This window comes from Ramlibacter algicola, assembly GCF_016641735.1.
In the GTDB taxonomy this organism is placed as follows: domain Bacteria; phylum Pseudomonadota; class Gammaproteobacteria; order Burkholderiales; family Burkholderiaceae_C; genus Ramlibacter; species Ramlibacter algicola.
Genome location: NZ_JAEDAO010000001.1, coordinates 977,330 through 999,907, shown reverse-complemented (window position 1 = coordinate 999,907; position 22,578 = coordinate 977,330). Strand labels below are relative to the sequence as shown.

At 69.9% G+C, this 22,578-nt stretch carries 21 protein-coding genes; 11 read left to right on the top strand and 10 right to left on the bottom strand.

Annotation, left to right across the window (positions count from 1 at the left end; genetic code table 11):
* Window positions 1–78: 78 nt before the first annotated feature.
* The 4 genes from I8E28_RS04940 to I8E28_RS04925 all read left to right on the top strand — a co-directional run bounded on the left by I8E28_RS04940 (window position 79) and on the right by I8E28_RS04925 (window position 3,245).
* Window positions 79–1,263 carry a patatin-like phospholipase family protein gene (locus tag I8E28_RS04940; protein ID WP_200786876.1) on the top strand — a complete coding sequence of 395 codons (1,185 nt, stop codon included), beginning with the start codon at window positions 79–81 and terminating at the stop codon, window positions 1,261–1,263.
* Between the two features lies 1 nt (window position 1,264).
* Window positions 1,265–1,930: a TetR/AcrR family transcriptional regulator gene (locus tag I8E28_RS04935; RefSeq protein ID WP_200786874.1), complete on the top strand. Its 666-nt coding sequence runs from the start codon at window positions 1,265–1,267 to the stop codon at window positions 1,928–1,930.
* 19 nt (window positions 1,931–1,949) lie between these two features.
* Window positions 1,950–2,723 carry a tetratricopeptide repeat protein gene (locus I8E28_RS04930; RefSeq protein WP_200786873.1) on the top strand — a complete coding sequence of 258 codons (774 nt, stop codon included), beginning with the start codon at window positions 1,950–1,952 and terminating at the stop codon, window positions 2,721–2,723.
* Window positions 2,724–2,786: 63 nt separating this feature from the next.
* The gene (locus I8E28_RS04925) at window positions 2,787–3,245 is read left to right on the top strand and encodes a hemerythrin domain-containing protein (protein WP_200786871.1); all 459 of its coding nucleotides are present in this window, start codon (window positions 2,787–2,789) and stop codon (window positions 3,243–3,245) included.
* A 111-nt stretch (window positions 3,246–3,356) separates the two neighbouring features.
* Here I8E28_RS04925 and I8E28_RS04920 read toward each other — a convergent pair whose 3' ends face one another.
* Window positions 3,357–4,874 carry a wax ester/triacylglycerol synthase family O-acyltransferase gene (locus tag I8E28_RS04920; protein ID WP_420850204.1) on the bottom strand — a complete coding sequence of 506 codons (1,518 nt, stop codon included), beginning with the start codon at window positions 4,872–4,874 and terminating at the stop codon, window positions 3,357–3,359.
* Between the two features lie 86 nt (window positions 4,875–4,960).
* Here I8E28_RS04920 and I8E28_RS04915 point away from each other — a divergent pair, with 86 nt between their 5' ends.
* Window positions 4,961–5,212 (top strand): acyl-CoA-binding protein, encoded by a 252-nt coding sequence (locus I8E28_RS04915; protein ID WP_200786869.1) that lies wholly within the window; start codon window positions 4,961–4,963, stop codon window positions 5,210–5,212.
* Window positions 5,213–5,338: 126 nt separating this feature from the next.
* Here the strand turns inward: I8E28_RS04915 and I8E28_RS04910 are convergent, their stop codons facing one another.
* From I8E28_RS04910 to I8E28_RS04895, 4 genes are read right to left on the bottom strand one after another with little or no spacing between them, the layout of a single operon-like run.
* Window positions 5,339–6,532 carry a CaiB/BaiF CoA transferase family protein gene (locus I8E28_RS04910; protein WP_200786867.1) on the bottom strand — a complete coding sequence of 398 codons (1,194 nt, stop codon included), beginning with the start codon at window positions 6,530–6,532 and terminating at the stop codon, window positions 5,339–5,341.
* 1 nt (window position 6,533) lies between these two features.
* Window positions 6,534–6,902 (bottom strand): polyhydroxyalkanoic acid system family protein, encoded by a 369-nt coding sequence (locus I8E28_RS04905; RefSeq protein WP_200786864.1) that lies wholly within the window; start codon window positions 6,900–6,902, stop codon window positions 6,534–6,536.
* Window positions 6,895–7,995 (bottom strand): aminopeptidase, encoded by a 1,101-nt coding sequence (locus tag I8E28_RS04900; protein WP_420850203.1) that lies wholly within the window; start codon window positions 7,993–7,995, stop codon window positions 6,895–6,897. Before I8E28_RS04900 ends, I8E28_RS04905 begins: the two co-directional genes overlap by 8 nt.
* Window positions 7,992–10,022 (bottom strand): molybdopterin-containing oxidoreductase family protein, encoded by a 2,031-nt coding sequence (locus tag I8E28_RS04895; RefSeq protein WP_420850235.1) that lies wholly within the window; start codon window positions 10,020–10,022, stop codon window positions 7,992–7,994. The genes I8E28_RS04900 and I8E28_RS04895 overlap by 4 nt, the downstream gene beginning before the upstream one ends.
* 105 nt (window positions 10,023–10,127) lie before the next feature.
* On the opposite strand from I8E28_RS04895, the gene I8E28_RS04890 reads away from it, so the two are divergent.
* Window positions 10,128–11,261 (top strand): ABC transporter substrate-binding protein, encoded by a 1,134-nt coding sequence (locus tag I8E28_RS04890; RefSeq protein WP_200786862.1) that lies wholly within the window; start codon window positions 10,128–10,130, stop codon window positions 11,259–11,261.
* A 142-nt stretch (window positions 11,262–11,403) separates the two neighbouring features.
* Complete coding sequence (locus tag I8E28_RS04885) at window positions 11,404–11,748, top strand: hypothetical protein (RefSeq protein ID WP_200786860.1); 345 nt, start codon at window positions 11,404–11,406, stop codon at window positions 11,746–11,748.
* Between the two features lie 131 nt (window positions 11,749–11,879).
* On the opposite strand, the gene argE is transcribed toward I8E28_RS04885, so the two are convergent.
* Window positions 11,880–13,055, bottom strand: coding sequence for an acetylornithine deacetylase (argE, locus tag I8E28_RS04880; RefSeq protein WP_200786858.1), 1,176 nt, complete (start codon window positions 13,053–13,055; stop codon window positions 11,880–11,882).
* An 81-nt stretch (window positions 13,056–13,136) separates the two neighbouring features.
* Here argE and I8E28_RS04875 point away from each other — a divergent pair, with 81 nt between their 5' ends.
* Window positions 13,137–14,324, top strand: a complete 1,188-nt coding sequence (locus I8E28_RS04875) for a M20 aminoacylase family protein (protein WP_200786856.1) — start codon at window positions 13,137–13,139, stop codon at window positions 14,322–14,324.
* A gap of 93 nt (window positions 14,325–14,417) precedes the next feature.
* A complete protein-coding gene (locus I8E28_RS04870; protein WP_200786854.1) occupies window positions 14,418–15,509 on the top strand; it encodes a M14 family metallopeptidase in 1,092 nt (363 codons plus the stop codon).
* On the opposite strand, the gene I8E28_RS04865 is transcribed toward I8E28_RS04870, so the two are convergent.
* Window positions 15,510–16,835: an MFS family transporter gene (locus tag I8E28_RS04865; protein WP_200786852.1), complete on the bottom strand. Its 1,326-nt coding sequence runs from the start codon at window positions 16,833–16,835 to the stop codon at window positions 15,510–15,512. It abuts the gene before it with no gap.
* Window positions 16,836–17,063: 228 nt separating this feature from the next.
* Between I8E28_RS04865 and I8E28_RS04860 the strand changes: the two genes are divergently transcribed.
* Both I8E28_RS04860 and I8E28_RS04855 read left to right on the top strand, forming a co-directional pair.
* Window positions 17,064–18,236, top strand: coding sequence for a GGDEF domain-containing protein (locus I8E28_RS04860; RefSeq protein ID WP_200786850.1), 1,173 nt, complete (start codon window positions 17,064–17,066; stop codon window positions 18,234–18,236).
* 63 nt (window positions 18,237–18,299) lie between these two features.
* Window positions 18,300–18,506 (top strand): DUF6494 family protein, encoded by a 207-nt coding sequence (locus I8E28_RS04855; RefSeq protein WP_200786846.1) that lies wholly within the window; start codon window positions 18,300–18,302, stop codon window positions 18,504–18,506.
* A 6-nt stretch (window positions 18,507–18,512) separates the two neighbouring features.
* Here I8E28_RS04855 and I8E28_RS04850 read toward each other — a convergent pair whose 3' ends face one another.
* The 3 genes from I8E28_RS04850 to I8E28_RS04840 all read right to left on the bottom strand — a co-directional run bounded on the left by I8E28_RS04850 (window position 18,513) and on the right by I8E28_RS04840 (window position 22,535).
* Window positions 18,513–19,541, bottom strand: a complete 1,029-nt coding sequence (locus I8E28_RS04850) for an AI-2E family transporter (protein ID WP_200786844.1) — start codon at window positions 19,539–19,541, stop codon at window positions 18,513–18,515.
* A 139-nt stretch (window positions 19,542–19,680) separates the two neighbouring features.
* On the bottom strand, window positions 19,681–20,625 hold the full coding sequence (locus I8E28_RS04845; RefSeq protein ID WP_200786842.1) for a hypothetical protein: 945 nt from the start codon (window positions 20,623–20,625) through the stop codon (window positions 19,681–19,683).
* Window positions 20,625–22,535 carry a S9 family peptidase gene (locus I8E28_RS04840; protein WP_200786840.1) on the bottom strand — a complete coding sequence of 637 codons (1,911 nt, stop codon included), beginning with the start codon at window positions 22,533–22,535 and terminating at the stop codon, window positions 20,625–20,627. The genes I8E28_RS04845 and I8E28_RS04840 overlap by 1 nt, the downstream gene beginning before the upstream one ends.
* Between the last annotated feature and the right edge of the window lie 43 nt (window positions 22,536–22,578).

The following is a 22,578-nucleotide window of genomic DNA, read 5'->3' as shown; positions in this document are numbered from 1 at the left end:
AAGGGACGCGAGCCCCGCATGGATGCCGGCTCCCGCCGGAATGACAGTGACCGGATCCCCGCCCTACACTGCAAGCTCATGAGCAAGACGAGCACGCCACGCATCGCGCTGGCGCTGGCGGGCGGCGGTCCCCTCGGCGCGATCTTCGAGATCGGCGCGCTGTGCGCGCTGGAGGAGGCGCTGGACGGCATCGCCCTCGAGAAGCTGGACCACTACGTCGGCATCTCCGCGGGCGGCTTCCTCGCCGCGGCGCTGGCCAACGGCATGCCGCCGCGCGAGCTGTGCGCGTCGTTCATCGAGAACCGCGGTGACAGCGAGGTGTTCGACCCCGCATGGCTGATGGTGCCGGCGTTCGGCGAGTTCCTGCGCCGCTCGCTGAAGATTCCCGCGGTGGCCACCGCCGCCGTGTGGCGCACCTTCGTCCGCCGCAAGCCGATCACGCACGTGCTGGAGCAGCTCGGCCCGCTGCTGCCCACCGGCCTGTTCTCGAGCGAGGAGATCGACCGGCGCCTGGCGCGCGTGTTCACGCAGCCAGGCCGCACCAACGATTTTCGCGAACTGCGCACGCGGCTCACGCTCGTCGCGACCGACCTGGACACGGGCGACGCCGCGCCGTTCGGCGAATCCGGCTGGGACGACGTGCCGATTTCGCGCGCCGTGCAGGCCAGCGCGGCGTTGCCCGGCCTGTTCCCGCCGGTGCGCATCGGCGACAAGCATTTCGTCGACGGCGCGCTGAGCAAGACGATGCACGCGTCGGTGGCGCTGGCGCGCGGCGTCGACCTGATGTTGTGCATCAACCCGCTGGTGTCGTTCGATGCCACGGGCGCGGGCGGCGCGATCCCGCGGCTGGTCGACGGCGGGCTGCCGGCGGTCCTGGGCCAGGCGTTGCGCACCATGATCCGCTCGCGGCTCGAGCTGGGCATGAAGCAGTACCAGCGCGCCTACCCGGACACCGACATGGTGTTGATCGAGCCCGACCCGCGCGATGCGCGGTGGTACATGGCGAACACCTTCAGCTACCGCCAGCGGCGCGAGCTCGCCGAGCACGCGTACCAGCACACGCGGTCCGTCCTGCTGTCGCAGCACGGCGCGCTCGCCACCAGGTTCGCGCGCCACGGCCTCACGCTGCGCGAGGACGTGCTGCGCGAGCGCCGCGTGCTGGTCACGCCGACGCGCGCGCCGCGGCGGCTGCAGCAATCGATCTCGACGTTGCGCGCCACGCTGGACGACCTGGGCCGGCAGGTCCGGTCCGAGGCGGCCTGACATGGCGCGCAAGCCCCCCAGGCGCACCGCCGAGCGCATCCTGGAGGTCACGCTCGACCTGTTCAACCGCTTCGGCGAGCCGAACGTCTCGACGACGCTGATCTCCGCCGAGCTGAACATCAGCCCCGGCAACCTCTACTACCACTACCCGGCCAAGGACGAACTGGTCAACACGCTGTTCGACCGCTACGAGCAGGCGCTCACGCAATTGCTCAACGCGGCCGACGACGTGCGCAATGTCGAGGACGCCTGGTTCTTCCTGCACACGCTGTTCGAGCTGATCTGGCAGTACCGCTTCCTGTACCGCGACCTCAACGACCTGCTGTCGCGCAACCGGCGGCTGGAGACGCACTTCCAGTGGGTGCTCAGGAACAAGACGCGAGCGGTGCGCGCGGTCCTCGACGGGATGAGCCGGTCGGGCGCGGTGAAGATCGATTCGCGCGAGGCGGAGCCGACGGCCACCAGCATGGTGGTGGTGCTCACCTACTGGCTCAGCTACGAGTACGTGCGCGACCCGCGCCGCGCGCTGGAGCCGGGGAGCGCGCAAGCGGCCTTGCTGCGTGGCGCGCACCACGTCCTGCATCTGCTGGTACCCTATCTCGAAGCGGGCCAGCGCCAGCACCTCCTGCGCCTCGCAGGGGCCTACGGCGACCCGGCACCGCAGTAGCACGACAAAGGAGACAAGCGTGGCCCGCTGGGCTTCGTTCCCGCACGCCGGCGAGTTCGATCTCGACACCGACGAGGTGCAGCGTCGATGGACGCGGCTGCACGCGGGCGATGCCGAGCCGCTGCCGCAAAGCGCGGCGGTGCTGGAGGCCTGGCGCCTGTTCCACCGCGGGGAATTCCAGCAGGCCGCCGAAGCCGGCGCGCGCGCCGGCGGTCCCGGCGAACTGGCCGCCATCAAGGCCACCTGCATCCACGCCAGCTACCTCGAGAACAAGGAGAAGGCGCGGCTCGAGCTGTTCCTCGACGCCTCGCACCGGGCCGAGGCGTATGCGCGCCGCGAGCCGTCATGCGCGAATGCGTGGGCCCTGCACGGCTACGCGCTGGGCCGCTACAGCCAGGGCATCAGCGTCGCCAAGGCGCTGGCGCAGGGCCTGGGCGGCAAGGTCAAGGAATCGCTGGAACGCGCCATCCAGCTGCAGCCGCGGCACGCCGACGCGCACATCGCGCTGGCGACGTTCCATGCGGAAGTGATCGACAAGGTCGGCTCGCTGATCGGCGGCATGACCTACGGCGCGAAGAAGGACACCGGCCTGAAGCTGTTCGAGGAAGGCCTGCGCCTGAACCCGAACTCGATCATCGGCCTGGTGGAATACGCCAACGGGCTCGTCATGCTCGAAGGCGCCTCGCGCATGGCCGATGCCACCGCGCTGTACGAACGCGCGACGTCGATCGCGCCGATGGATGCGGCGGAGCGCCTGAACGTCACGCTCGCGCAGGCCGAACTGGCGGATTAGCCGGGCGGAAGGCGCGGCTGGCGCCTACACCTCGCGGACGAGCGGCCCCGCAGACTCGCCGCCATGGACATCTTCCAAGCCCTGCTGCAGAGCCACGAGCGCCAACGCGCGATCTGCCAACGCCTGCTCGACGGCGTCGGCGAACCCACCGAACGCAAGCGCGCCCTGGACGAACTCAAGATCGAGATGGCGGCCCACGAGACCGCCGAGGAGCGCGCGTTCTACGTGCCCCTCATCGAGCACGACGACACCGTCGACGCCGCCCGCCACGGCATCTCGGAACACCACGAGATGGACGAGATGGTCGAGGACCTCGAGAAGGCCGGCGAGGGCTCGGCCGAATGGCTGGAGGCGCTGGGCAAGCTGGTGCACAAGGTGCACCACCACCTGGACGAGGAGGAGCAGAAGTTCTTCCCGCAGGCGAAGAAGGTGCTGGACAAGGACCAGCAGCAATCGCTGGGCGAGCTGTACCTGCAGGAGCACGGGCGGCTGGAGTTGAAGGAAGAGCAGGCGGCGCAGTAGCTCCGCCCTCCCTGGGGAGCGGTCCCGTCATTCCCGCGAAGGCGGGAATCGCTCCCGCCTTGAAGCCCTTCGTGGAAGCGATGGGTGCCCGCCTGCGCGGGGACGACGAACCTACTCGCCCCAGGGCAGCATCAGCGTCACCAGCGCCAGGCGATCGAACTCCGGCGTGAACCCGTCGATGATCTCCTGCGGCCGAGGGCACAGGGCGGCGTCGGCAATGAGGCCGAACTGCACACGCCCGCCGTAGCTGAGGATGGACACGCCCAGGCCGATGTTGCCGGACTGCGGCACCCAGAACATCACGTCCTGCAGCGTCGAGCCCAGGATCTTCAGCTTCTCGCGCGGCCCCGGCACATTGGTCATCACGGCGGTGGTCTTCTTGCCGAACAGGTCCAGGATCGCGTCCTGCACCGGCTTGATCACCAGCCCCGACAGCGTGAGCACCAGGAAGGCGAGCATCGGCTGCGTGCTGCCTTTCAGCTGGTCCATGCGGCGGCGCACTTCGTAGACGCGCTCGATCGGGTTCTCGACACCCACCGGCAGCACCAGCGGCACCAGGCCGAAGCGGTTGCCCAGCTTGTGCGCCTGGTCCAGCGGGCGCAGGTTGACCGGCACCATCGCCCGGATGTCCATGCCCGTCGTGTCGTCGCCATGGCGCCGCAGGTACTGGCCGATGGCGCCGGCCACGCACGACAACAGCACGTCGTTGATCGAGCAGTTGAGCGCCTTGCTCACCGCCCGCACGTGATCGAGCGGCAGTGGCTCGCACCACGCGACGTGCTTCTTGCCCGCCGGCTGGCCCTTCAGCCGCGTCGTCGCGTCGTCGGGCATCAGCAGCAGCGCGGCGGCGTCGCTGAGCACCTGGTAGGCGAGCCTGGCGGCCTCCAGCGTGCCGTCGACGCCCTTGTGCGGCTCCATCAGCAACTTCAGCGATGCGGCGGCGCCGTCGCCCGCGGCATCGAGCGCCTTGACGGCCACTTCGGTGATCGGCTTGACGAGCGTGTGGCCGATCCAGTCGTCGTCACGTTCCTCGCGACGCTCTTGCCGCGCAGGCGGCGCCGCCGTGCCGCCGTCGACCATCGACAGCATGACCGAGATCAGCGCGATGCCGTCTGCGATGCAGTGGTGGATGCGCGCGATGAGGGCGCTGCCGCCGTCATGGTCCTCGACCAGGTGAAACTGCCACAGCGGGTGCCCGCGATCGAGGGGCTGCATCGCAAGTTCACCGACGCGCGCTTGCAGTGCGGCCTGCCCGCTGCCGCCCTTGCGCGTGCGCGGCAGCTTCTCGCGCACGACGTGCCGGTGGATGTCGAACGCGCGGTCCTCGACCCACGTCGCGCCCGCCGCGTCCTCGACCACCTTCTGCCGGAAGCGCGCGTACTGCACGAGGCGCTCCTGCACGCGCGCGCACAGCTGGTCGTAGTCGACGCGGGGCTCGAGCGTCCACACGCCCATGATCATCATCAGGTTGTGGTCGGAGTCCATACGCAGCCAGGCCGTGTCGACCTTGGTCATGCGCTCGCCCGCGAGCCCCAGCATCGAGCCCGCCGCACGCGTGGCCTGGCGCGCCGCACGGCGCATGCGCGGCGCCGCTTCGGCGGCGGCCTGGCGGGCGATGCGGGTGACCATGGCTGTCCTCGTCGTCTGGGGGCGGACCCTATTGTGGGCAGGGGGCGGCGCTTAAGATACCGCGAACTTTCCCGAGAGGACCCGCCATGCCGCTGCAAGACGACTTCGACGCCGCCGTCGCCAACTCCAAGAAGCTCGCCGAGCGTCCCGACAACACGACGCTGCTGAAGATCTACGGCCTGTACAAGCAGGCGACGGTGGGCGACAACACGGAGAAGAAGCCCGGCTTCGGCGACATGGTCGGCCGCGCCAAGTGGGACGCCTGGAACGCCTGCAAGGGCACGTCGCAGGACGATGCCAAGCAGCAGTACGTCGACCTGATCCAGTCGTTGTCCTGACGCGTTCCCGTCATTCCCGCGAAGGCGGGAATCCATCGCTTCCGCTTCTGGCAGCGCTGATGGAAGCGATGGGTCCCCGCCCCCGCCTTCGCGGGGGCAGAGCCTAGTCCCGCGGGGACGACGAAGCTAGACGACCCCGCGCGCCTTCAGCGCGGCGATCTGTTCCTCGGTGAGCCCGACTTCCCGCAGCACCGCCTCCGTGTCCTGCCCCAGGTCCGGCGCGTTCCGCCTGTGCGAACCAGGCGTGCGGGACAGCTTGGGCACGACGCCGGGCACCGCGACGTGAGTGCCGTCGGGGAGCGTCACTGCTTCCAGCATGCCGCGCGCGCGGTAGTGCGGGTCGGCGGCGATGTCGGCGACCGTGTAGATCTTTCCCGCGGGCACGTGCGCGGCATCGAGCGCGGCGAGCGCGTCGTCGACGGAGCGCTGCGCCGTCCAGGCGCCGATGGCGGCGTCGAGTTCCTCGACGCGGGCGACGCGGCCGGTGTTGTCCTGCAGGCCGGGATCGGCGCCGAGGTCGGGGCGGCCGATCGCCGCCATCAGGCGCCGGAAGATGCTGTCGCCATTGCCCGCCACCAGCACGTAGCCGGCATCCGCGCACTTGTACGCATTGGTCGGCGCGATGCCGGGCAACGCACTGCCTGCGGGTTGGCGCACGACCCCGAACGCGCTGTATTCGGGCAGCAGGCTTTCCATGCAGTTGAAGACGGCCTCGTACAGCGCGACGTCGATCACCTGCCCGCGCCCGCTCTTCTGCCGCTCGTGCAAGGCCATCAGGATCCCGATGACACCGTGCAGCGCGGCGAGCGTGTCCCCGATCGACACACCCACGCGCACCGGCACGCGGCCCGGTTCGGCCGTGAGGTGCCTCAGGCCACCCATCGCTTCGGCGACGACGCCGAAGCCCGGGCGATCGCGGTACGGCCCGGTCTGGCCGTAGCCGCTGATGCGCAGCACGACGAGCCGCGGATTGCTTTCGAGCAACGACTCGGGCGCGAGCCCCCAGCCTTCCAGCGCGCCGGGACGGAAGTTCTCCACCAGCACGTCGGCTTCCTGCGCGAGGCGCCGCACCACGTCCTGCGCCTGCGGGTCCTTCAGGTCCAGCGTCAGCGAGCGCTTGTTGCGCGACTGCACCTGCCACCACACGGAGGTGCCGTCCTTGAGCAGGCGCCACTTGCGCAGCGGGTCGCCCGTGCCGGGCGGCTCCACCTTGATCACGTCGGCGCCGAAGTCGGCTAGCGTCTTGGCCGCGAACGGGCCGGCGATCAGCTGGCCGAGTTCCAGCACCTTGAGGCCGGCGAGCGGGCCCGGGGTCGCCATCTCAGGCCTTGCGCGCCTTGGGCTTGGCGCCCTTGCCCGACGCCTTGGCCACGGCCTTGTCGAACGCCGCGTGCGGATCGTCCTGCGCCAGCAGTTCGTCGAGGTTCTTCGTGATCTCGGCCTCGATGCGGTCCTTGAACGCGCCCAGCAGGAAGCCCAGGCGCGCTTCCAGCTCGAACTTGCTGCCGGTCACCTTCAGCTCGCCGTTGACGCCCGAGCGGGTGAAGGTCACGAGGTCGGACGACTTGCCCTCCTCGTAGGTGCAGTCCATGTCGAGCTTCGCCTCCGCCGTCTCCGCCCACTTGAACGCGAGTTCCCGCGCCTTGGCCAGGCCCAGCTTGTGCGCGCGTTCGATGTGGATGTCAGGCATGGGCGTTCTCCTTGTCCTTCAGGAACAGATGGCGTTCGGCCTTGGGCAGCTTCGCCAGCCGCCGCGCTTCATCATAGAAGCGGGTCCAGTCGCCACCGACCGAGGCGAACAGCGCCTCGAAGCCGGGCACCAGTTCGTCGTACGTCGCCTGCGCGCCGAACGACGCGTTGTTGGCCTCCGCCACCCACTGGTCGGTGAGGCGCAGGCGGTTCGGGTCGAGGTTCCAGCCGTCGCGCAACTGGCGGTAGCCGGCGCGGAAGTTCGCCAGGATCTCCTGCTTGCGCTTCTCGCGGGCGACCGGGTCCGGATGCGTCTCGTACAGGGATTGCAGGTCGCGGCGCGTGGCCTGCGTCAACGCGCGGAACTGCAGCCGCCGGCCGTTGTAGACGACGTAATCGGCGCGGGCCTTCTCGCTGGCCTGCGTGTCCAGCCAACGCCGCACGCCCAGGCGTTCGACGGCGGTGGCGAACGACTCGTTGAACATCGAGTCGTCCTTGGCGTACACGACCTGGTGCGCCAGCTCGTGGAACACCAGCCGCGCGAGCTCGCCCTCGGGGTAGTAGATGAAGGTGTTGAGCAGCGGGTCACCGCCGGCCCAGTTCATCCAGCCCAGCGTGGAATACGCGGGCACGGGGTACGCCGCCGACTCCATGCCTTCCGCCGCCAGCCGGGCCGCTTCGGCGCGCGCCTCCTTCTCGTCGAAGTAGCCGCGGTAGGTGATGCAGCCGGTGATAGGGAAACACCAGGTCTTGAGCTTGAGCGAATCGGGCGGCGCGGCGACGACGTTCCAGATCACCGCGCTGCGGTGCAGGTCGGCATAGCGGCGATAGCTGGGGTTGTCGGGCAGCTGGAGGTCATGCGACGCGAACTCGCGGATCCGCTGGCTCAGCTCCAGTTGCTTGCGCAGCCGCTCTGGCGAGGTGTCGTCGGCGATCACTTCGCGCACCGGCCGCGCGGCGTTCATCACGCGCAGGTGGCCGCCTGCCGACTGCAGGTAGTAGCCGATGTTGCTGCAGCCCGTGAGCGCGAGCGCGAAGGTCGCCAGCACCATCGTGCCGGCGAGCGAGGACCCGACCACCCAGCGCTTGCTCACGCGGCCTGCACTTCCACCAGGCAGTCGTAGAACACCGGCCCGTTGCCCATGTCGGTCAGCTTCTGGCTGGTGAGCTCGTTGACGTTGGTCTGCCGCAGGCCGTCCTTGCGCCACCAGATGCCCAGCCCGTTGACGACGCCGGGGCGCGCGCGCTCGGTGACTTCGGCCTTGCAGTGGTATTCGCCGCGATCGTTGAAGACGCGCACGACGCTGCCCGTCGCGAGGCCGCGCGACTGGGCGTCGACCGGGTGGATCTCCAGGAACGGCTCGCGCTCGATGTCGCGCAGGCTCTGCAGGTTGACGAAGGTCGAATTGAGGAAGTTGCGCGCGGGCGGCGAGATCATCGCCAGCGGGTACGCGGCCGACGATCCCGCCGGTTCGTGGTTGGGCACGTGGTCGGGCAGCCCATCGAAGCCCTGGCGCGCGAGTTCCGCGCTGAAGAACTCGCACTTGCCGGATGCGGTCGGGAAGCGCCCGTGCGCGAACGGCGCGTCGGGAATATGCAGCGGCGCGAAGCCCTTGGCCAGCAGTTCCTCGAAGTCGACACGGTCCCCGAAGGCCTGGCGGCACATGTGCTCGTCGCTGTCGGCGAAGCACGGGTCGTCGAAGCCCATGCGGCGCGCGAGCTCGCGGAAGATCTCCGAGTTCGGCTTGCATTCGCCCACGGGCGCGATCGCCGGGCGGTTCAGCATCACGTCGGTATGGCCGTACGTGGTGTGGACGTCCCAGTGTTCCAGCTGCGTCGTCGCGGGCAGGATGTAGTCGGCGTAGTCGGCGGTGTCGGTCCGGAACTGCTCGAGGACGACGGTGAACAGGTCCTCGCGCGAGAAGCCGCGCACCACCTTGCCCGAGTCCGGCGCCACGGCCACCGGGTTGCAGTTGTAGACGACCATCGCTTCGACCTGCGGGCCGAAGGACGGCGACGACGGCCGCAGCAGGTCGTCGCCGACCTGCACCATGTTCAGCGTGCGCGGCCTGCGGCCCGCGAGCAGGTCGGGCCGACGCAGCGCCGCGCCGTCGACCGGGAACCAGCCGGACGACGACAGCAGCACGCCGCCGGCGCGATGCCGCCATGCGCCCGTCAGCGCGGGCAGGCACGCGATGGCGCGCGCCGCGTTGCCGCCGCCGCGCACGCGCTGCATGCCGTAGTTCAGGCGGATCGCCGCGGGCCTGGTGGTGCCGTACAGGCGCGCGAAGTCGCGGATCTGCTGCGCGGGAATGCCACACACGGCGGCCGCCCGCTCGGGCGACCAGCGCAGCGCGCGTTCACGCAGCGCGTCCCAGCCAAGCGTGTGCTGCGCGAGGTAGTCGTGGTCCAGCCAGTCGTTGACGACCAGTTCGTGCATCACCGCGAGCGCCAGCGCCGCGTCGGTGCCCGGCAGGAGCTGCAGGTGGTCGTGGCACTTCTGCGCCGTTTCGGTGCGGCGCGGGTCGATGCACACCAGCCGCGCGCCCTGCCGCTTGGCTTCCTGCGCCAGGCGCCAGAAATGCACCGTGCTGGTGATCGAGTTGCTGCCCCACAGCACGATCAGCTTCGCTTCGGTGAAGAACTCCACCTTCATGCCGACCTTGCCGCCCAGCGTGTGGGTCAGCCCCGCGGCGCCTGCGCTGGCGCAGATGGTGCGATCGAGCAGCGACGCGCCCAGCTTGTGGAAGAAGCGGCCGGCCATGCCTTCGCCCTGCACCAGTCCCATCGTGCCGCAGTAGCTGTAGGGCAGGATGGCCTGCGGATCGCGCTCGCCGATCGCCTTCAGCCGGGCTGCGATGTCGTCGAGCGCCTGGTCCCAGGTGACGCGCTCGAAGCGGCCCGATCCCTTCGGGCCGACGCGCTTGAGCGGATGCAGCAGGCGGTCGGCGTGGTAGGTGCGCTCGGTGTAACGGGACACCTTCGCGCACAGCACGCCGTCGGTCGACGGATGGTCGGGATTGCCGTGCACCTTCACCGCCACGCCGTCCTGGACCGTGGTGACGAGGGAACACGTGTCGGGACAATCGTGCGGACAGGCGCCCAAAACCTGGCCGTTCACGGTCCCGCTAGGGGGAATGCCGATGGGCAAGCTCAACTTTGTTCCTATGCTGTCGGGCAGCGCGGCCGCTGTCTGGGCCGCGGACGAGACCCGAAAGGCATCCCCATGAACACCCTCCGCCGCCGCTGGCTGCAAGCCGCCATGGTAGCCGCCCTCGCCGGCGCAAGCGCGGTCGCGCACGCCCAGGACGGCGTGACCAAGTCCAGCCTGGTGCTCGGCCAGTCGCTTGCGCTCACCGGCCCCGGTTCGGCGCTGGCGGGGCCGTTCCACACCGGCGCCAAGCTCTACTTCGACAAGGTCAACGCGGCCGGCGGCGTCAACGGCCGCCAGGTCGAGCTGGTCACGCTGGACGATCACGGCAACGCCGCCACCGCGGCCGCCAACACGAAGAAGCTGCTGCAACAAGGCGTGCTCGCGCTGTTCGGCTACTACGGTTCACCGCAGGTCGCCGCCTCGTACCCGCTGGTGAAGGACACCGACGTGCTGCTGTTCGCGCCGGCGGCGGGCGCCGACGAGCTCCGCGGCGCCAACTACGCCAACGTGTACTCGCTGCGCCCCGGCTATTCGGAAGAAGCCGCCGCGATCACGAAGCACGCCGAAACGCTGGGCGCCCGCAAGCTCGCCATCCTCTACGGCGGCGACGGCGAGTCGCTGGCCGCGCTCGACGCGGCCGAGCGCACCATGACCGGCCTGGGCGCCAACCTGGTGTCCAAGCAGATGCTGGCCTCGGGCGCCGTGGCCGGCACCGTCGACAAGACGCTGGCGGCCAATCCGGAATCGGTGCTGGTGATCAACGACGCGTCCGCCGCCGCCGGCGCGGTGCGCGACCTGCGCGAGAAGGGCTTCCGCGGCCCGATCTACGGCTTCTCGAACACCGGCGAGAAGCTGCTCGCCGAGCAGCTGGGCCCGACGGGTGCCGGCGTCGTCGTCGTGCGGGTCGTCCCCAAGAGCGACAGCGCCAAGATCGCGGTCGTGCGCGAGCTCACGGCCGATGCCCAGGCCGCCAAGGCCGGCGCGCCGAACGTCTACATGCTCGAGGGCTACCTGGCCGCGAAGGCGTTCGTCGAAGCCGCCAGGCGCATGCCGCGCGACGCCGGCCGCGCCAAGCTGCGCAAGGCCGTCGAGAGCCTGGACGACGTCAACCTCGGCGGGTTCCGCGTGCACTTCGCGGATGCGCGCGTGGCGTCGAAGATGGTGGAACTGAGCCTCATCGATTCCCAGGGCCGCGTGCGCGAGTAAGCGCCGCCGCGCCTCCTACGGCTGGGTCGGCAGCGCACGCAACTGCGTGTAGGAACTGCCCAAGACCCATTCCCACGCTCCCACGGCGGATGGCGCGCACGGAATACTGCGCGTCATCCACTTGCACACACAGGGAGCTCACATGAACCGCATCCTCGCCGGCGGCATCGCCGCCGCCATCGCCCTCGTCGTCGGGGCCGCGCAAGCGCAGACCGCCGACAAGCCCGCCGCGCCCGAGACCGGCAACCGCCCGATGCAGACCGGCGTGAGCGAAACGAACGGCAGCAAGCCCGCCATCGTCGAGCGCGCCGAGAACTCGCGTCCGGCCCAGGCCACCAAACGCGTCGCCAAGAAGACCGGCAAGGCCGCCAAGAACGCCGGCCACAAGACCGCCGACGCCATGCGCCGGACCGGCAAGTCGGTCGAGAGCCACCTGCCCGACACGAAGGCCAGCGGCGCTTCGGCGGACACCGCGACCCGCCCGTAAAGGCGGACACCCGAACGCAGAGGACGCAGAGCAAGCGCAGAGAACGCAGAACAGAACGATGAAGGAATCCTTTGATTCCTTCTGCGACCTCTGCGCTCGCTCCGTGACCTCTGCGTTAGGGAGTTCTGTCTTCAGCCAATCTCGCGCGCGCTTGCCAACCCGCGCAGGAACGCCTCGCAGCGAGCCAGTTGCGCCAGCTCGACGTATTCGTCGGGCTGGTGCGCCTGCACGATGCTGCCGGGGCCGCAGACCACGGTCGGGATGCCGGCGTTCTTGAACAGGCCGGCTTCGGTCCCGAACGCGACCAGCGTGGTGCGGCGCTCGCCGGCCAGGCGCTGGGCGAGCTGCGTGACGGCGTCGCCGGCGGATCCGAGGAAGCTCGGGATCTCGCAGATGGTCTCGAACGAGAAGCCCGTGTCCGGCGCGACCTGCTTCATCGCGGGCTCGAGCGAGCGCGCGTAGTCGACCACCTGCGCCTGCATCGCGCGCGCGTCGGCCGTGGGCAGGTCGCGGAATTCGTAGCGGAACTCGGCGTCGCGCGGCACGACGTTGTCGGCGATGCCGCCGTGAAACTGGCCGACGCTCGCCGTGGAGTACGGCACGTCGAAACCTTCGTAGCGCGGCTCCTCGCGCTGGAAGCGGTCCGCCATGTCGCGCACGTGGCCGACCACGCGCGCGGCCATCTCGATCGCATTCACCGACTGCGGCGTCAGCGACGAATGCGCCTCCTTGCCGCGCACGCAGCACTTGTAGCGGTACACGCCCTTGTGCGCGATGGCGGGCACCATGCTGGTGGGCTCGCCGATGACGCACGCCAGCGGGCGGATGCCCGCGTCGCGCATGTCGGCGATGAGCTCGCGCACGCCGAAGCAGCCGACCTCCTCGTCGTAGCTGAACGCGAGGTGGATCGCGAACGGCGCGTCGCTGGCCAGGAAGCTGTCGGCCTGTGCCAACGCGATCGCGATGAAGCTCTTCATGTCGGCCGAGCCGCGGCCGTGCAGGCGGCCGTCCTTCACCTCGGCGCCCAGCGGATCGGTGGTCCAGTCCTGCCCGTCCCACGGCACGGTGTCAGTGTGGCCCGAGACGATCACGCCGGCCGGCTTGCCTTCGCCCAGGGTGGCGAACAGGTTGGCCTTGGTCCTGTCGGCATTGAAGGTCAACCGGGAGGTGACGCCCAGCCGCGCCAGGTGGTCGCGCGCGAAGTGGATGAGCTCGAGGTTGCTGTTGGCGCTGACCGTGTTCATGCGAACCAAGGTTTGCGCCAGCTCCAGCGCGCGCGGCGACAAGGCCGTGGATTCCTGCGTCATGGCACGATTCTCGCGGAGAACCCCCGAGGCGCACCGCGCGCCGCCCGGCTAGACTGGCCCGATCCTTCCCCGGCAATTCCCATGAACGTCCTTGATTCCATCGTCACCCAGGCTGCCTCCATCACCGCCCTGCGCCGCGACATCCACGCGCATCCGGAACTGTGCTTCGAAGAGGTGCGCACCGCCGACCTCGTGGCCGCCAAGCTCACCGAATGGGGCATCCCCGTGCACCGCGGCATGGGCAAGACCGGCGTCGTCGGCATCATCAGGAACGGAACCAGCGACCGCGCCATCGGCCTGCGCGCCGACATGGACGCGCTGCCGATGCAGGAGTTCAACACCTTCGAGCATGCGAGCAAGCACCCCGGCCGCATGCACGCGTGCGGCCACGACGGGCACGTCGCGATGCTGCTGGCGGCCGCGCAGCACTTCGCAAAGCAACGCACCTTCGACGGCACCGTCTACGTGATCTTCCAGCCGGCGGAAGAAGGCGGCGGCGGCGCGCGCGAGATGATCCGCGACGGCCTGTTCGACAAGTTCCCGATGGAAGCGGTGTTCGGCATGCACAACTGGCCGGGCCCGCAGGCCGGCCGCTTCGCCGTCAGCCCGGGGCCGGTGATGGCATCGTCGAACGAATTCAGGATCACCATCCGCGGCAAGGGCAGCCATGCCGCGCTGCCGCACATGGGCATCGACCCGGTGCCGGTCGCGTGCCAGATGGTGCAGGCCTTCCAGACCATCATCAGCCGCAACAAGAAGCCGATCGACGCCGGCGTGATCTCGGTGACGATGATCCATGCGGGCGAAGCCACCAACGTCGTGCCCGACAGCTGCGAGCTGCAGGGCACGGTGCGCACCTTCACGCTGGAAGTGCTGGACCTGATCGAGCGCCGCATGAAGCAGGTGGCCGAGAACATCTGCGCCGCGCACGAGGCGGTGTGCGAGTTCGAGTTCGTGCGCAACTACCCGCCGACCGTCAATTCGCAGAAGGAAGCCGAGTTCGCGCGCCAGGTGATGGCCTCCATCGTCGGCGAGCAGAACGTCGACGTGCAGGAGCCCACCATGGGCGCCGAGGACTTCGCGTACATGCTGCAGGCCAAGCCGGGCGCGTACTGCTTCATCGCCAACGGCACCGGCGACCACCGCCAGATCGGCCACGGTGGCGGCCCCTGCACGCTGCACAACCCGAGCTACGACTTCAACGATGAATTGATTCCGTTGGGGGCGACGTATTGGGTGCGGCTGGCGGAGGCCTGGCTGGCCAAGTAATCGTCATCCCCGCGAAGGCGGGGATCCACCGCTTCCCAACCCCCTGAAATCGGAAGCGATGGGTCCCCGCCTGCGCGGTGACGACGACGCCCGATGCTCGACACCGCCTTCTCCTCCACCTACGCCGAAGCGCGGCAGAAGTTCATCGCCGCGGCGCAGGCGGCCGGGTTGCTGGTCGAATCGAAGCTGCATCCCGAGCGCGGTTCGCAGGGCGAAGACCTCGCGATGGACGTCGCGCGGGACGGCGACCCCAGCGCGTCCAAGCTGCTGGTGCTGAGCAGCGCCTGCCATGGCGTGGAAGGCTTCTGCGGCAGCGGCATCCAGGTCGCCGCCCTGCGCGACGACGCCTGGCGGCAGGCTGCGCGCGATCGCGGCGTCGCGGTGCTGTACGTGCATGCGCTCAACCCGTACGGCTTCTCGCACCTGCGGCGCACGACGCACGAGAACGTCGACCTCAATCGCAACTTCCACGACTTCTCGCAGCCGCTGCCGGCCAACCCCGGTTACGGCGAACTGCATCCGCTGCTGTTCCCCGACCAGTGGCCGCCCGACGCCGGCAACGAGCAGCAGGTCCAGGCCTGGATCGCGCGCAACGGCCAGGCCGCGTTCCAGGCGGCGGCCAGCAGCGGGCAGCACGAGTTCCCGCGCGGCATGTACTTCGGCGGCACCGAGGCGACCTGGAGCAACCGCACGCTGCGCGAAGTGCTGTCGACCCACGGGCGCCGCGCCGGCCGGCTCGCCTGGATCGACTTCCACACGGGGCTTGGCCCAGACGGCGTCGGCGAGCGCATCTACGCAGGTCCCGACGAGCCCACGCAATTGGCGCGCGCCCGCGCGTGGTGGGACGGCGGTGGCCGCACGCCGGTGACGTCGATCTACGACGGCTCGTCGACGTCCGCGAAGCTCACCGGGATGATGTGGTCCGCCGCGCCGCAGGAATGCCCGCAGGCGCAGTACACCGGCATCGCGCTGGAGTACGGCACGCAGCCGTTGTTGCAGGTGCTGCAGGCCTTGCGTGCCGAGCACTGGCTGCACCAGCACCCGGACGCCCCTGCCGACGTGGCCAAGCAGATCAAGCAGCAGATGCGCGATGCGTTCTACACGGACACGCCCGAGTGGCGCGCGCGCATCTGGCAGCAGGCCCGCGAGGCGATGCTGCAGGCGGTGGACAGCCTGGCGTCCTGATCAGTGCTCGTGCCGCAGGTAGCTCGGCACCCGCGGAATGCGCAGGCTGACGAGGAAGGCGATCGCCATCATCACCGTCACGTACCAGTAGAACAGCGACTCGTGGCCCAGGCTCTTGAGGCCCAGGGCCACGTACTCGGCCGTGCCGCCGAACAGCGCGTTGGCGATCGCATAGGCGAACCCGACGCCCATCGCGCGCACTTCCGGCGGGAACAGTTCGGACTTCACGATGCCGCTGACCGAGGTGTAGAAGCTCACGATCGCCAACGCCAGCAGGATCAGCGCGCCGGCCGCGACCGGGCTGTCGACGCCCTGCAGCGCGGTGAAGATCGGCACCGTCGCCAGCATGCCGAGGCCGCCGAACAGCAGCATGTTGTTGCGCCGCCCGATGCGGTCCGACAGCGCGCCGAACGCGGGCTGCAGGCACATGAAGATGAACAGGCACACCGTCATCACGTTGCTGGCCGTCTTCACCGACATGCCGGCCGAATTGACCAGGTACTTCTGCATGTAGGTGGTGAACGTGTAGAAGATCAGCGAGCCGCCGGCCGTGTAGCCGATGACCGTGAGGAACGCGGCGCGGTGGTGGCGCAGCACGCCGCGGATGGTGCCGGCCTCGCGGTTGGCACGTGACTGGTCGGTGGACGTCTCGTGCAGCGTGCGCCGCAGCAGCAACGCCATCACGGCCGCGATCGCGCCGACGACGAAGGGGATGCGCCAGCCCCAGGCCTTCAGCTCGGCGTCGTCGAGCACCTGCTGCAGCAGGACGATGACCAGCACCGCCAGCAGCTGGCCGCCGATCAGGGTGACGTACTGGAACGAGGACAGGAACCCGCGCATGCCGCGCAGCGCGACTTCGCTCATGTACGTCGCCGCGGTGCCGTACTCGCCGCCGACCGACAGGCCCTGCAGCAGGCGGGCGACCAGCAGCAGCGCCGGCGCCCAGGCGCCGATCGACGCGTAGGTGGGGACGGCCGCGATCATCAGCGAGCCGAGGCACATCAGCACCACAGAGGCCAGCATCGCCGTGCGGCGGCCGCGCCGGTCGGCGATGCGGCCGAAGAGCCAGCCGCCGATGGGCCGCATCAGGAAGCCCGCGGCGAACACGCCCGCCGTGTTGAGCAGCTGGGCCGTCGGGTCGGACTTGGGGAAGAACGCGGGCGCGAAGTAGATCGCGCCGAAGGCGTAGACGTAGAAGTCGAACCACTCGACCAGGTTGCCCGACGAGGCAGCCACGATGGCGAAGATGCGGCGGCGCTTCTCCTCGGCGGTGTAGTGGGGCGGCGCGTCGGTGGACGCTGGCGCATTGGCGGTGGTGGCGATCACGATGTCCCGGGGTTGGCAATCGGCGTGCCACGGCGGCGCGACCCAAGGCGCACCGCGCACGCGCCTTGCCGCCGGGTGAATCGGAGCGTGGCGTCACGCCCGGTTCGGGTTTGCATGCAAACACGATGCCGCACGGCGCAGCTAGACTCGCCGCCGTGCAGTCCACGCCTTTCCCACAGCTTCCCGTCCCTCCCACGGTGACCACCACCCGGCGATAGGAGCCCTGTGATGCAGGTCGCAGGACCGTGGCTCCTCGGGGCCGCCACCGGTGTGCTGGTGCTGCTCGCGCTCCTGAGCGCCATCACCGCGATCGCATTGCGCGAGCGCGCGCTGCACGTGCACGCTGCGGCCTGCGCGCTGGCCGCACTCACCGCGAATGCGGAACCCCTCGCGCTGACAGCCCTCGCACCGGCCGGACTGGTCGGGGTCATGGCCATGGCCGCCATGCACGCGCGCGGCCTGGCCACGCAGATCGGGGCGTTCCGTCCACACCGGCGCGCGATGTCGGCCGTGGCCGTCGTGCTGGCGCTGCTGGCGTTCGTGGACGTGCCCGCGGCGCAGCGCTGGCTGCTGCTGCCGGCCGCCGCGATCCTGCTCGCCCTCGACGCGACCGTCCTTGCGCGCGTGTGGGACGACGGCCGGCCCTGGGCGCAGCTGGTGGCGCTGGGCCAGGCGGCACTGCTGGGTGCCGCGACGTGGATGGGCCTGTCGCCGGATTGGATGGCGCACCACCTGCTGCTGGGCGCCGCGCTCGCTGCCTGGGCCCTGTGCGTGTTCGTCGCCACCGCCTGGCGCAGCCGCCTGCAGGGCGAGCGCCGCTGGCAGCTCGCCACCGCACGCCACGAGGACCCGATCACCCGGCTGGCGAGCGAGCGCGTGCTCGACGAGCGCGCGCAGGCCGCGCGGACGCTGATGCGCCGGTTCGGCCATCCGACGTCGGTGCTGCTGCTGCACGCCGACGAGCTCGATCGCATCGCGGAGCGGCTCGGTCCGCGCGCGGCGGAGGCAGCGGCGCTGGAAGCGGGGCTGCGCTTGCGCATGGCGCTGGGCCGTGCCGACGTCGCGTCGCGGGTCGGCGATTGGCGCTTCGCCGTGCTGTCCGAGGGGGCCTCGCCGCAGGAGGTGGCCGCGCAACTCGCCGGGCGCATCCTGGTGGCCGGGCTCAAGCGGCCCCTGCACAACGTGGACGGCGTGTTCCTGCACTTCCGGGTCGTGGTCGCGCCGCTGCCGCTGGACGACACGCCCACCGAGGCGCTGCTGGCCCGGCTGGGCCAGCACCTCGACGAGGCGGTGCGGCGCGGCCGCGACCGCCGCATCCACGTGCTCGATGACCCGCATGCGCCCACCGTGCCGGCGGCGCTGCCGAGCAACGGCAGCAGCGCGCCCGTGGACACCCACTGACGCCGATGCCGGCCGGGCCCGCCTCGTGCATCATGGCCGCTTCACTCGTACTAGCGGAATGCCATGGACGACGAGACCTTCAACATCAGCCTGCGCAAGTTCCTCAAGATGGTCGGCGTGAGCTCGCAGCGCGAGATCGAGCAGGCAGTGGCCAAGGCGCTGCAGGCCAACGCCATCCGCGGCAGCGAGAGCTTCCCGGCCACGATGACCCTGCGCATCCAGGGCCTGCAGCTGCACGTCACGTTCGACGGCGAGATCCGGCTGGAGTAGCGCCGCTCAGGCGGCGATCGCGGGCGTGTCCCCGAACTGGCGGAACACCCAGGCGCAATAGATGGGCGCGGCCGCGACGCCCGGCAGCCCGAACGCCGCTTCCATCACCAGCAGCGCCGCCAGCAGCACCGGCGCGGGGACGTTCGTTCGCGCGCCGACGAAGTGCGCGTTGAGGAAGTACTCGAGCTTGTGCACCGCGACCAGGAACACGAGCGACGCGGCGGCGGCGCCCGCGGAGACCGTCAACGCCGCCAGCAGGATCGCGGCGTTGGAGGCCAGGTTGCCGACGATCGGGATGAAGGCCGCCACCAGCGTGAAGGCCACCAGCGTCCAGGCGAGCGGGACGTGCACGCCCGCCAGCGGCAGTGCGACCAGCAGGTAGCCGCCCGTCAGCACCGTGTTCACGACCGCGATGCGCAGCTGCGCGCCGACGAAGCGGCTGAAGGCGCCCACCAGGTTGCGCCAGCACGCGCCCACCTCCGCCATCCACGCGGCGGGCAGCACCGGCCGGCGTTGCGCCGAGGCCAGCAGGCCGATGATCAGCCCCACGAGGGCCTGCGCGGACAGGCGCAGCACCTCGTGGCCCCAGTGCTGCACGTGGTGCGCATTGCCGCGCAGCCAGTGCGCGATGACGCGCTGCAGGTCGTCGACGGACGCGGGGAGCCGCTCCGCGAGCCACGCGGGCAGCGCGCCCTGCAGCCGCTCGAGCGTGTCGGCCAGCAGGTTGAGCAAGCCGGGCAGGCCGTGCGGCGCCCACAGCGAGTGCACGGCGAGGATCGCGCCCGCGACCAGCAGCACGACCACCGCAATGGTCAGCAGGAGCGCCGCCAGGCCATGGCGACGGTGCGGCCAGCGCCTGCACATCGTCGCTTCGAACTGCGCGTGGAGCGCCTGCACGGCCAGCGTGCAGACGAGGGCGACGAACAGGCCGAGGTGCAGCGCGAGCAGGAGCGCGGCGAGCACCGCGAGGGCGGTGCCGCGCCGGGGGACGATCGCAGGTGCCTCGTCTTCTGCCGATCCCGCGCGGGTGGTCATGCAAGGAACGTAGCGCGGGCGCCCGCGCGCGCCGTCGCGCTGTCGCGCATTCGGGCGTAGGAAGGCCACCTCGTCGATGCCGGCGCTGCTCACCCTCGGGCTGACCCTCGACTGACGTCCGCTGGCGGTGCCTTCAGGCTCAGCGCAGGAAGAAGTCGACGTCCTTCTCGTCCATGGCGCGCCGCGCTCGCGTCACCAGGGCGGGGAGGCGGTCGATGTCTTGCGCCGCGATGCCGCCCAGCGCAAGCCACGCGCGCACATGGGCTTCACGCGAGCCTGCGCACAGGCCGGCACCGAGGCATTCCATGTGCATCACCGCGTCGTAGTCGCACGACAGGCCGTCGCGGCAGGCAGCCAAGGCGATCGCGCTGCCGGACAGCACTTCGTCGACCTGTGCAGCATCCAGCGGCTGGCCTTCTCCGGGCGCATCGCCGCTGGATTCGTGCGCTGCGGACGCGCGTCTTGCCGTCCGCAGGAGCAACACCTGCAAGTGCGGATCGCCGAGGTCCAGGATGCGCACGACGGCTGCCCGCACCCGGTCACGGTCGCCGGCAGCCAGGGCCTCGCCGAATCCGCGTTCGGCATTCACCAGGGGATCGCTGCCGTCGCGCGACTGCAGCACGGCGCGCTCGAACAGGCGGTGTGCTTCGCGGCCCTGGAACGACGCACAGCGGCGGACGGCCGCATCGGCCACGCGCATCTGGTCCGCGGAGACGGTGCCGGTCAACTCGATCACCCGGCGGATGGCGGCGTCCATCGTGGCGTGGTCGGCACCGGAGCAATTCTGCAGCGCGATACGGGCATAGAACAAGCCGCCGTCGCCCGGGCGCTGCATCGCCTCGAGCACGAACTGGCGGACGTCGGTGGCTCTTGCGTAGGCGGCAGCGAGGCTCGTGCGTGGCACTTGCGTGGCGACCGGCCGCGACTCGTCCGGCGTCCCCTGGGGCGCGATGCCCACCCGCGCGGCGACCGCCAGCGCGCGCGGCACGAGCCGCGCCGGCTCGTGGTCGATCGCCGGCTCCCAAAGCAAAACGGCGGCAGCCGCCGCCACGAGGGCCGCGCCTGCCGCCGCTTGCCGGAGCATCACTGCCCCGCCGCAGTGCCCGGCTTCCCCTTCAGGTGCTGGGCGAGGAACTTCTCCATCGCCTCGTAGAAGTCGAAGCGGTTCTCCTCGTTGGAGAAGCCGTGGCCTTCGTTGTCCTTCACCATGTACTGGACCTCGACGCCGCGCTTCTTCAGCGCGTCGACCATCTGGTCGCTCTCGGCCTTGTTGACGCGCGGGTCCTTGGCGCCCTGGGCGATGAACAGCGGCGTCTTGATCTTGTCGACGTGGAACACGGGCGACGCGGCCGTCAGCTGCGCCTTGTCCTTCTCCGGGTCGCCGACCATCTCGTGCATCATGGCCAGGTAGGGCTTCCAGTACGGCGGGATCGTGTTCAGGAACGTCAGCAGGTTGGACACGCCCACGTAGTCGACCGCGGCCGCGTACAGGTCGGGCGTGAACGTGATGCCCGCCAGCGTCGTGTAGCCGCCGTAGCTGCCGCCGTAGATGGCGACGCGCTTCGGGTCGGCGATGCCCTCCTTCACCAGCCACTGCACGCCGTCGGTGACGTCGTCCTGCATGGTGCGGCCCCACTGCTTGAACGAGGCTTCCCAGAACTTGCGGCCGTAGCCGACCGAGCCGCGGAAGTTGGGCTGGAACACGGCGAAGCCGCGGTTGGCCAGGAACTGCACTTCCGGGTTGAAGCGCCACTGGTCACGCGCCCAGGGGCCGCCGTGCGGGTTGACGACCACCGGCAGGTTCTTCGCGGGCACGCCCTTGGGCACCGTGAGGTAGCCCTGGATCGTCAGGCCATCGCGCGAGGTGTAGCTCACCGGCTTCATCTCGGCGAGCTCGGACTCGGGCAGCCACGGCGACACGTCGGCCAGCTGCGTGAGCTGCTTGCTCGCGACGTCGTACAGGTAGCGCTTGCCGCGCGTGCGGTCGCTGGTGGTCGCAACGATGAACTTGGACTCGGCGCGGTCCGTCGAGGTGAGGGTCACCTCGTAGCCCGGCAGGCGCTTCTCCAGGTCGCGCACGATGCCCTCGATGAACGGGTCGAGGTACTTGCGCTCGGTCTTCCACGTCACGTAGCGGATGGTGGTCAGCACCTTGCGCTTGCGCGAGTAGTTCAGCCCGGACACGTCCACGTCCGGGTGCTCGAACAGTATCTCGCCTTCCCTGGCCGTGGCGGGGTCGAACTTGAAGATCGCCGTCTTGTCGCGACCCCGGTTGGAGGCGACGTACAGCTGCTTGTCGTCGAACGTGAAGAACAGCGGGTCGACGCTCTCGCGGAAGTTGGTCGTCAGCAGCGGCCTGAACGGCTGGTCTTCCTTGTCGCGGTACAGCAGCGTGGTGTTGACGCCGTCGGTGGCGACGGCCGCGCGCAGCTGGCCGGCATGGTCGGTCTGCCAGCCGGTGATGTTGCCGGGGTTCTGCGCGATCAGCTTCTCTTCGCCGGTGCGCACGTTCACGCGGAACACGTCGAACACGCGCGGGTCGCGGCGGTTGTTGGACACGATCACGTGGTCCGGGTCGTCGTACAGGTCGTCGACGATGTTGGCCTTGACCTTCTCGCCCGGCGTCAGGTCCTTCAGGTCACCGCCCTTCAGGTCGACCGACACGACGTGGAAGTTCTCGTCGCCGCCGAAGTCCTTCACGTACAGGATGCGGTTGCCCTTCCAGAAGTAGCCCGCGATGTCGCGTGCCGTTTCCGAGGTCACCCGCACCGTCTCGCCGCCGCCGATGGGGCGCACGAACACGTTCAGGCGGCGCTCGTACGGCGCGACCCACGACAGGTATTTCCCGTCGTCGGAGACCTGGTGGCCGGCCTGCTCGGGGTTGCGGAAGAAGTCGCGCAACGGGATGGGGCGCGCGGCCTGCGTGGCGGTGCCGGTGGCGCAGGCCGTGAGGGCGATGGCGGTGGCCACGCCCAGCAAGCGAAGAAGCTTCATGACAGGAATCCTCCAGTCTCCCTCGTGGGGAGTGCGGCGGATT

Coding starts and splice junctions, on each gene's coding strand:
- I8E28_RS04885 (WP_200786860.1), top strand. CDS start 11,404: ATGAACCGCATCCTCGCCGGCGGCATCGCCGCCGCCATCGCCCTCGTC.
- I8E28_RS04875 (WP_200786856.1), top strand. CDS start 13,137: ATGAACGTCCTTGATTCCATCGTCACCCAGGCTGCCTCCATCACCGCC.
- I8E28_RS04920 (WP_420850204.1), bottom strand. CDS start 4,874: ATGGTCACCCGCATCGCCCGCCAGGCCGCCGCCGAAGCGGCGCCGCGC.
- I8E28_RS04860 (WP_200786850.1), top strand. CDS start 17,064: ATGCAGGTCGCAGGACCGTGGCTCCTCGGGGCCGCCACCGGTGTGCTG.
- I8E28_RS04915 (WP_200786869.1), top strand. CDS start 4,961: ATGCCGCTGCAAGACGACTTCGACGCCGCCGTCGCCAACTCCAAGAAG.
- I8E28_RS04925 (WP_200786871.1), top strand. CDS start 2,787: ATGGACATCTTCCAAGCCCTGCTGCAGAGCCACGAGCGCCAACGCGCG.
- I8E28_RS04910 (WP_200786867.1), bottom strand. CDS start 6,532: ATGGCGACCCCGGGCCCGCTCGCCGGCCTCAAGGTGCTGGAACTCGGC.
- I8E28_RS04870 (WP_200786854.1), top strand. CDS start 14,418: ATGCTCGACACCGCCTTCTCCTCCACCTACGCCGAAGCGCGGCAGAAG.
- I8E28_RS04845 (WP_200786842.1), bottom strand. CDS start 20,625: ATGCTCCGGCAAGCGGCGGCAGGCGCGGCCCTCGTGGCGGCGGCTGCC.
- argE (WP_200786858.1), bottom strand. CDS start 13,055: ATGACGCAGGAATCCACGGCCTTGTCGCCGCGCGCGCTGGAGCTGGCG.
- I8E28_RS04850 (WP_200786844.1), bottom strand. CDS start 19,541: ATGACCACCCGCGCGGGATCGGCAGAAGACGAGGCACCTGCGATCGTC.
- I8E28_RS04855 (WP_200786846.1), top strand. CDS start 18,300: ATGGACGACGAGACCTTCAACATCAGCCTGCGCAAGTTCCTCAAGATG.
- I8E28_RS04935 (WP_200786874.1), top strand. CDS start 1,265: ATGGCGCGCAAGCCCCCCAGGCGCACCGCCGAGCGCATCCTGGAGGTC.
- I8E28_RS04940 (WP_200786876.1), top strand. CDS start 79: ATGAGCAAGACGAGCACGCCACGCATCGCGCTGGCGCTGGCGGGCGGC.
- I8E28_RS04905 (WP_200786864.1), bottom strand. CDS start 6,902: ATGCCTGACATCCACATCGAACGCGCGCACAAGCTGGGCCTGGCCAAG.
- I8E28_RS04840 (WP_200786840.1), bottom strand. CDS start 22,535: ATGAAGCTTCTTCGCTTGCTGGGCGTGGCCACCGCCATCGCCCTCACG.
- I8E28_RS04890 (WP_200786862.1), top strand. CDS start 10,128: ATGAACACCCTCCGCCGCCGCTGGCTGCAAGCCGCCATGGTAGCCGCC.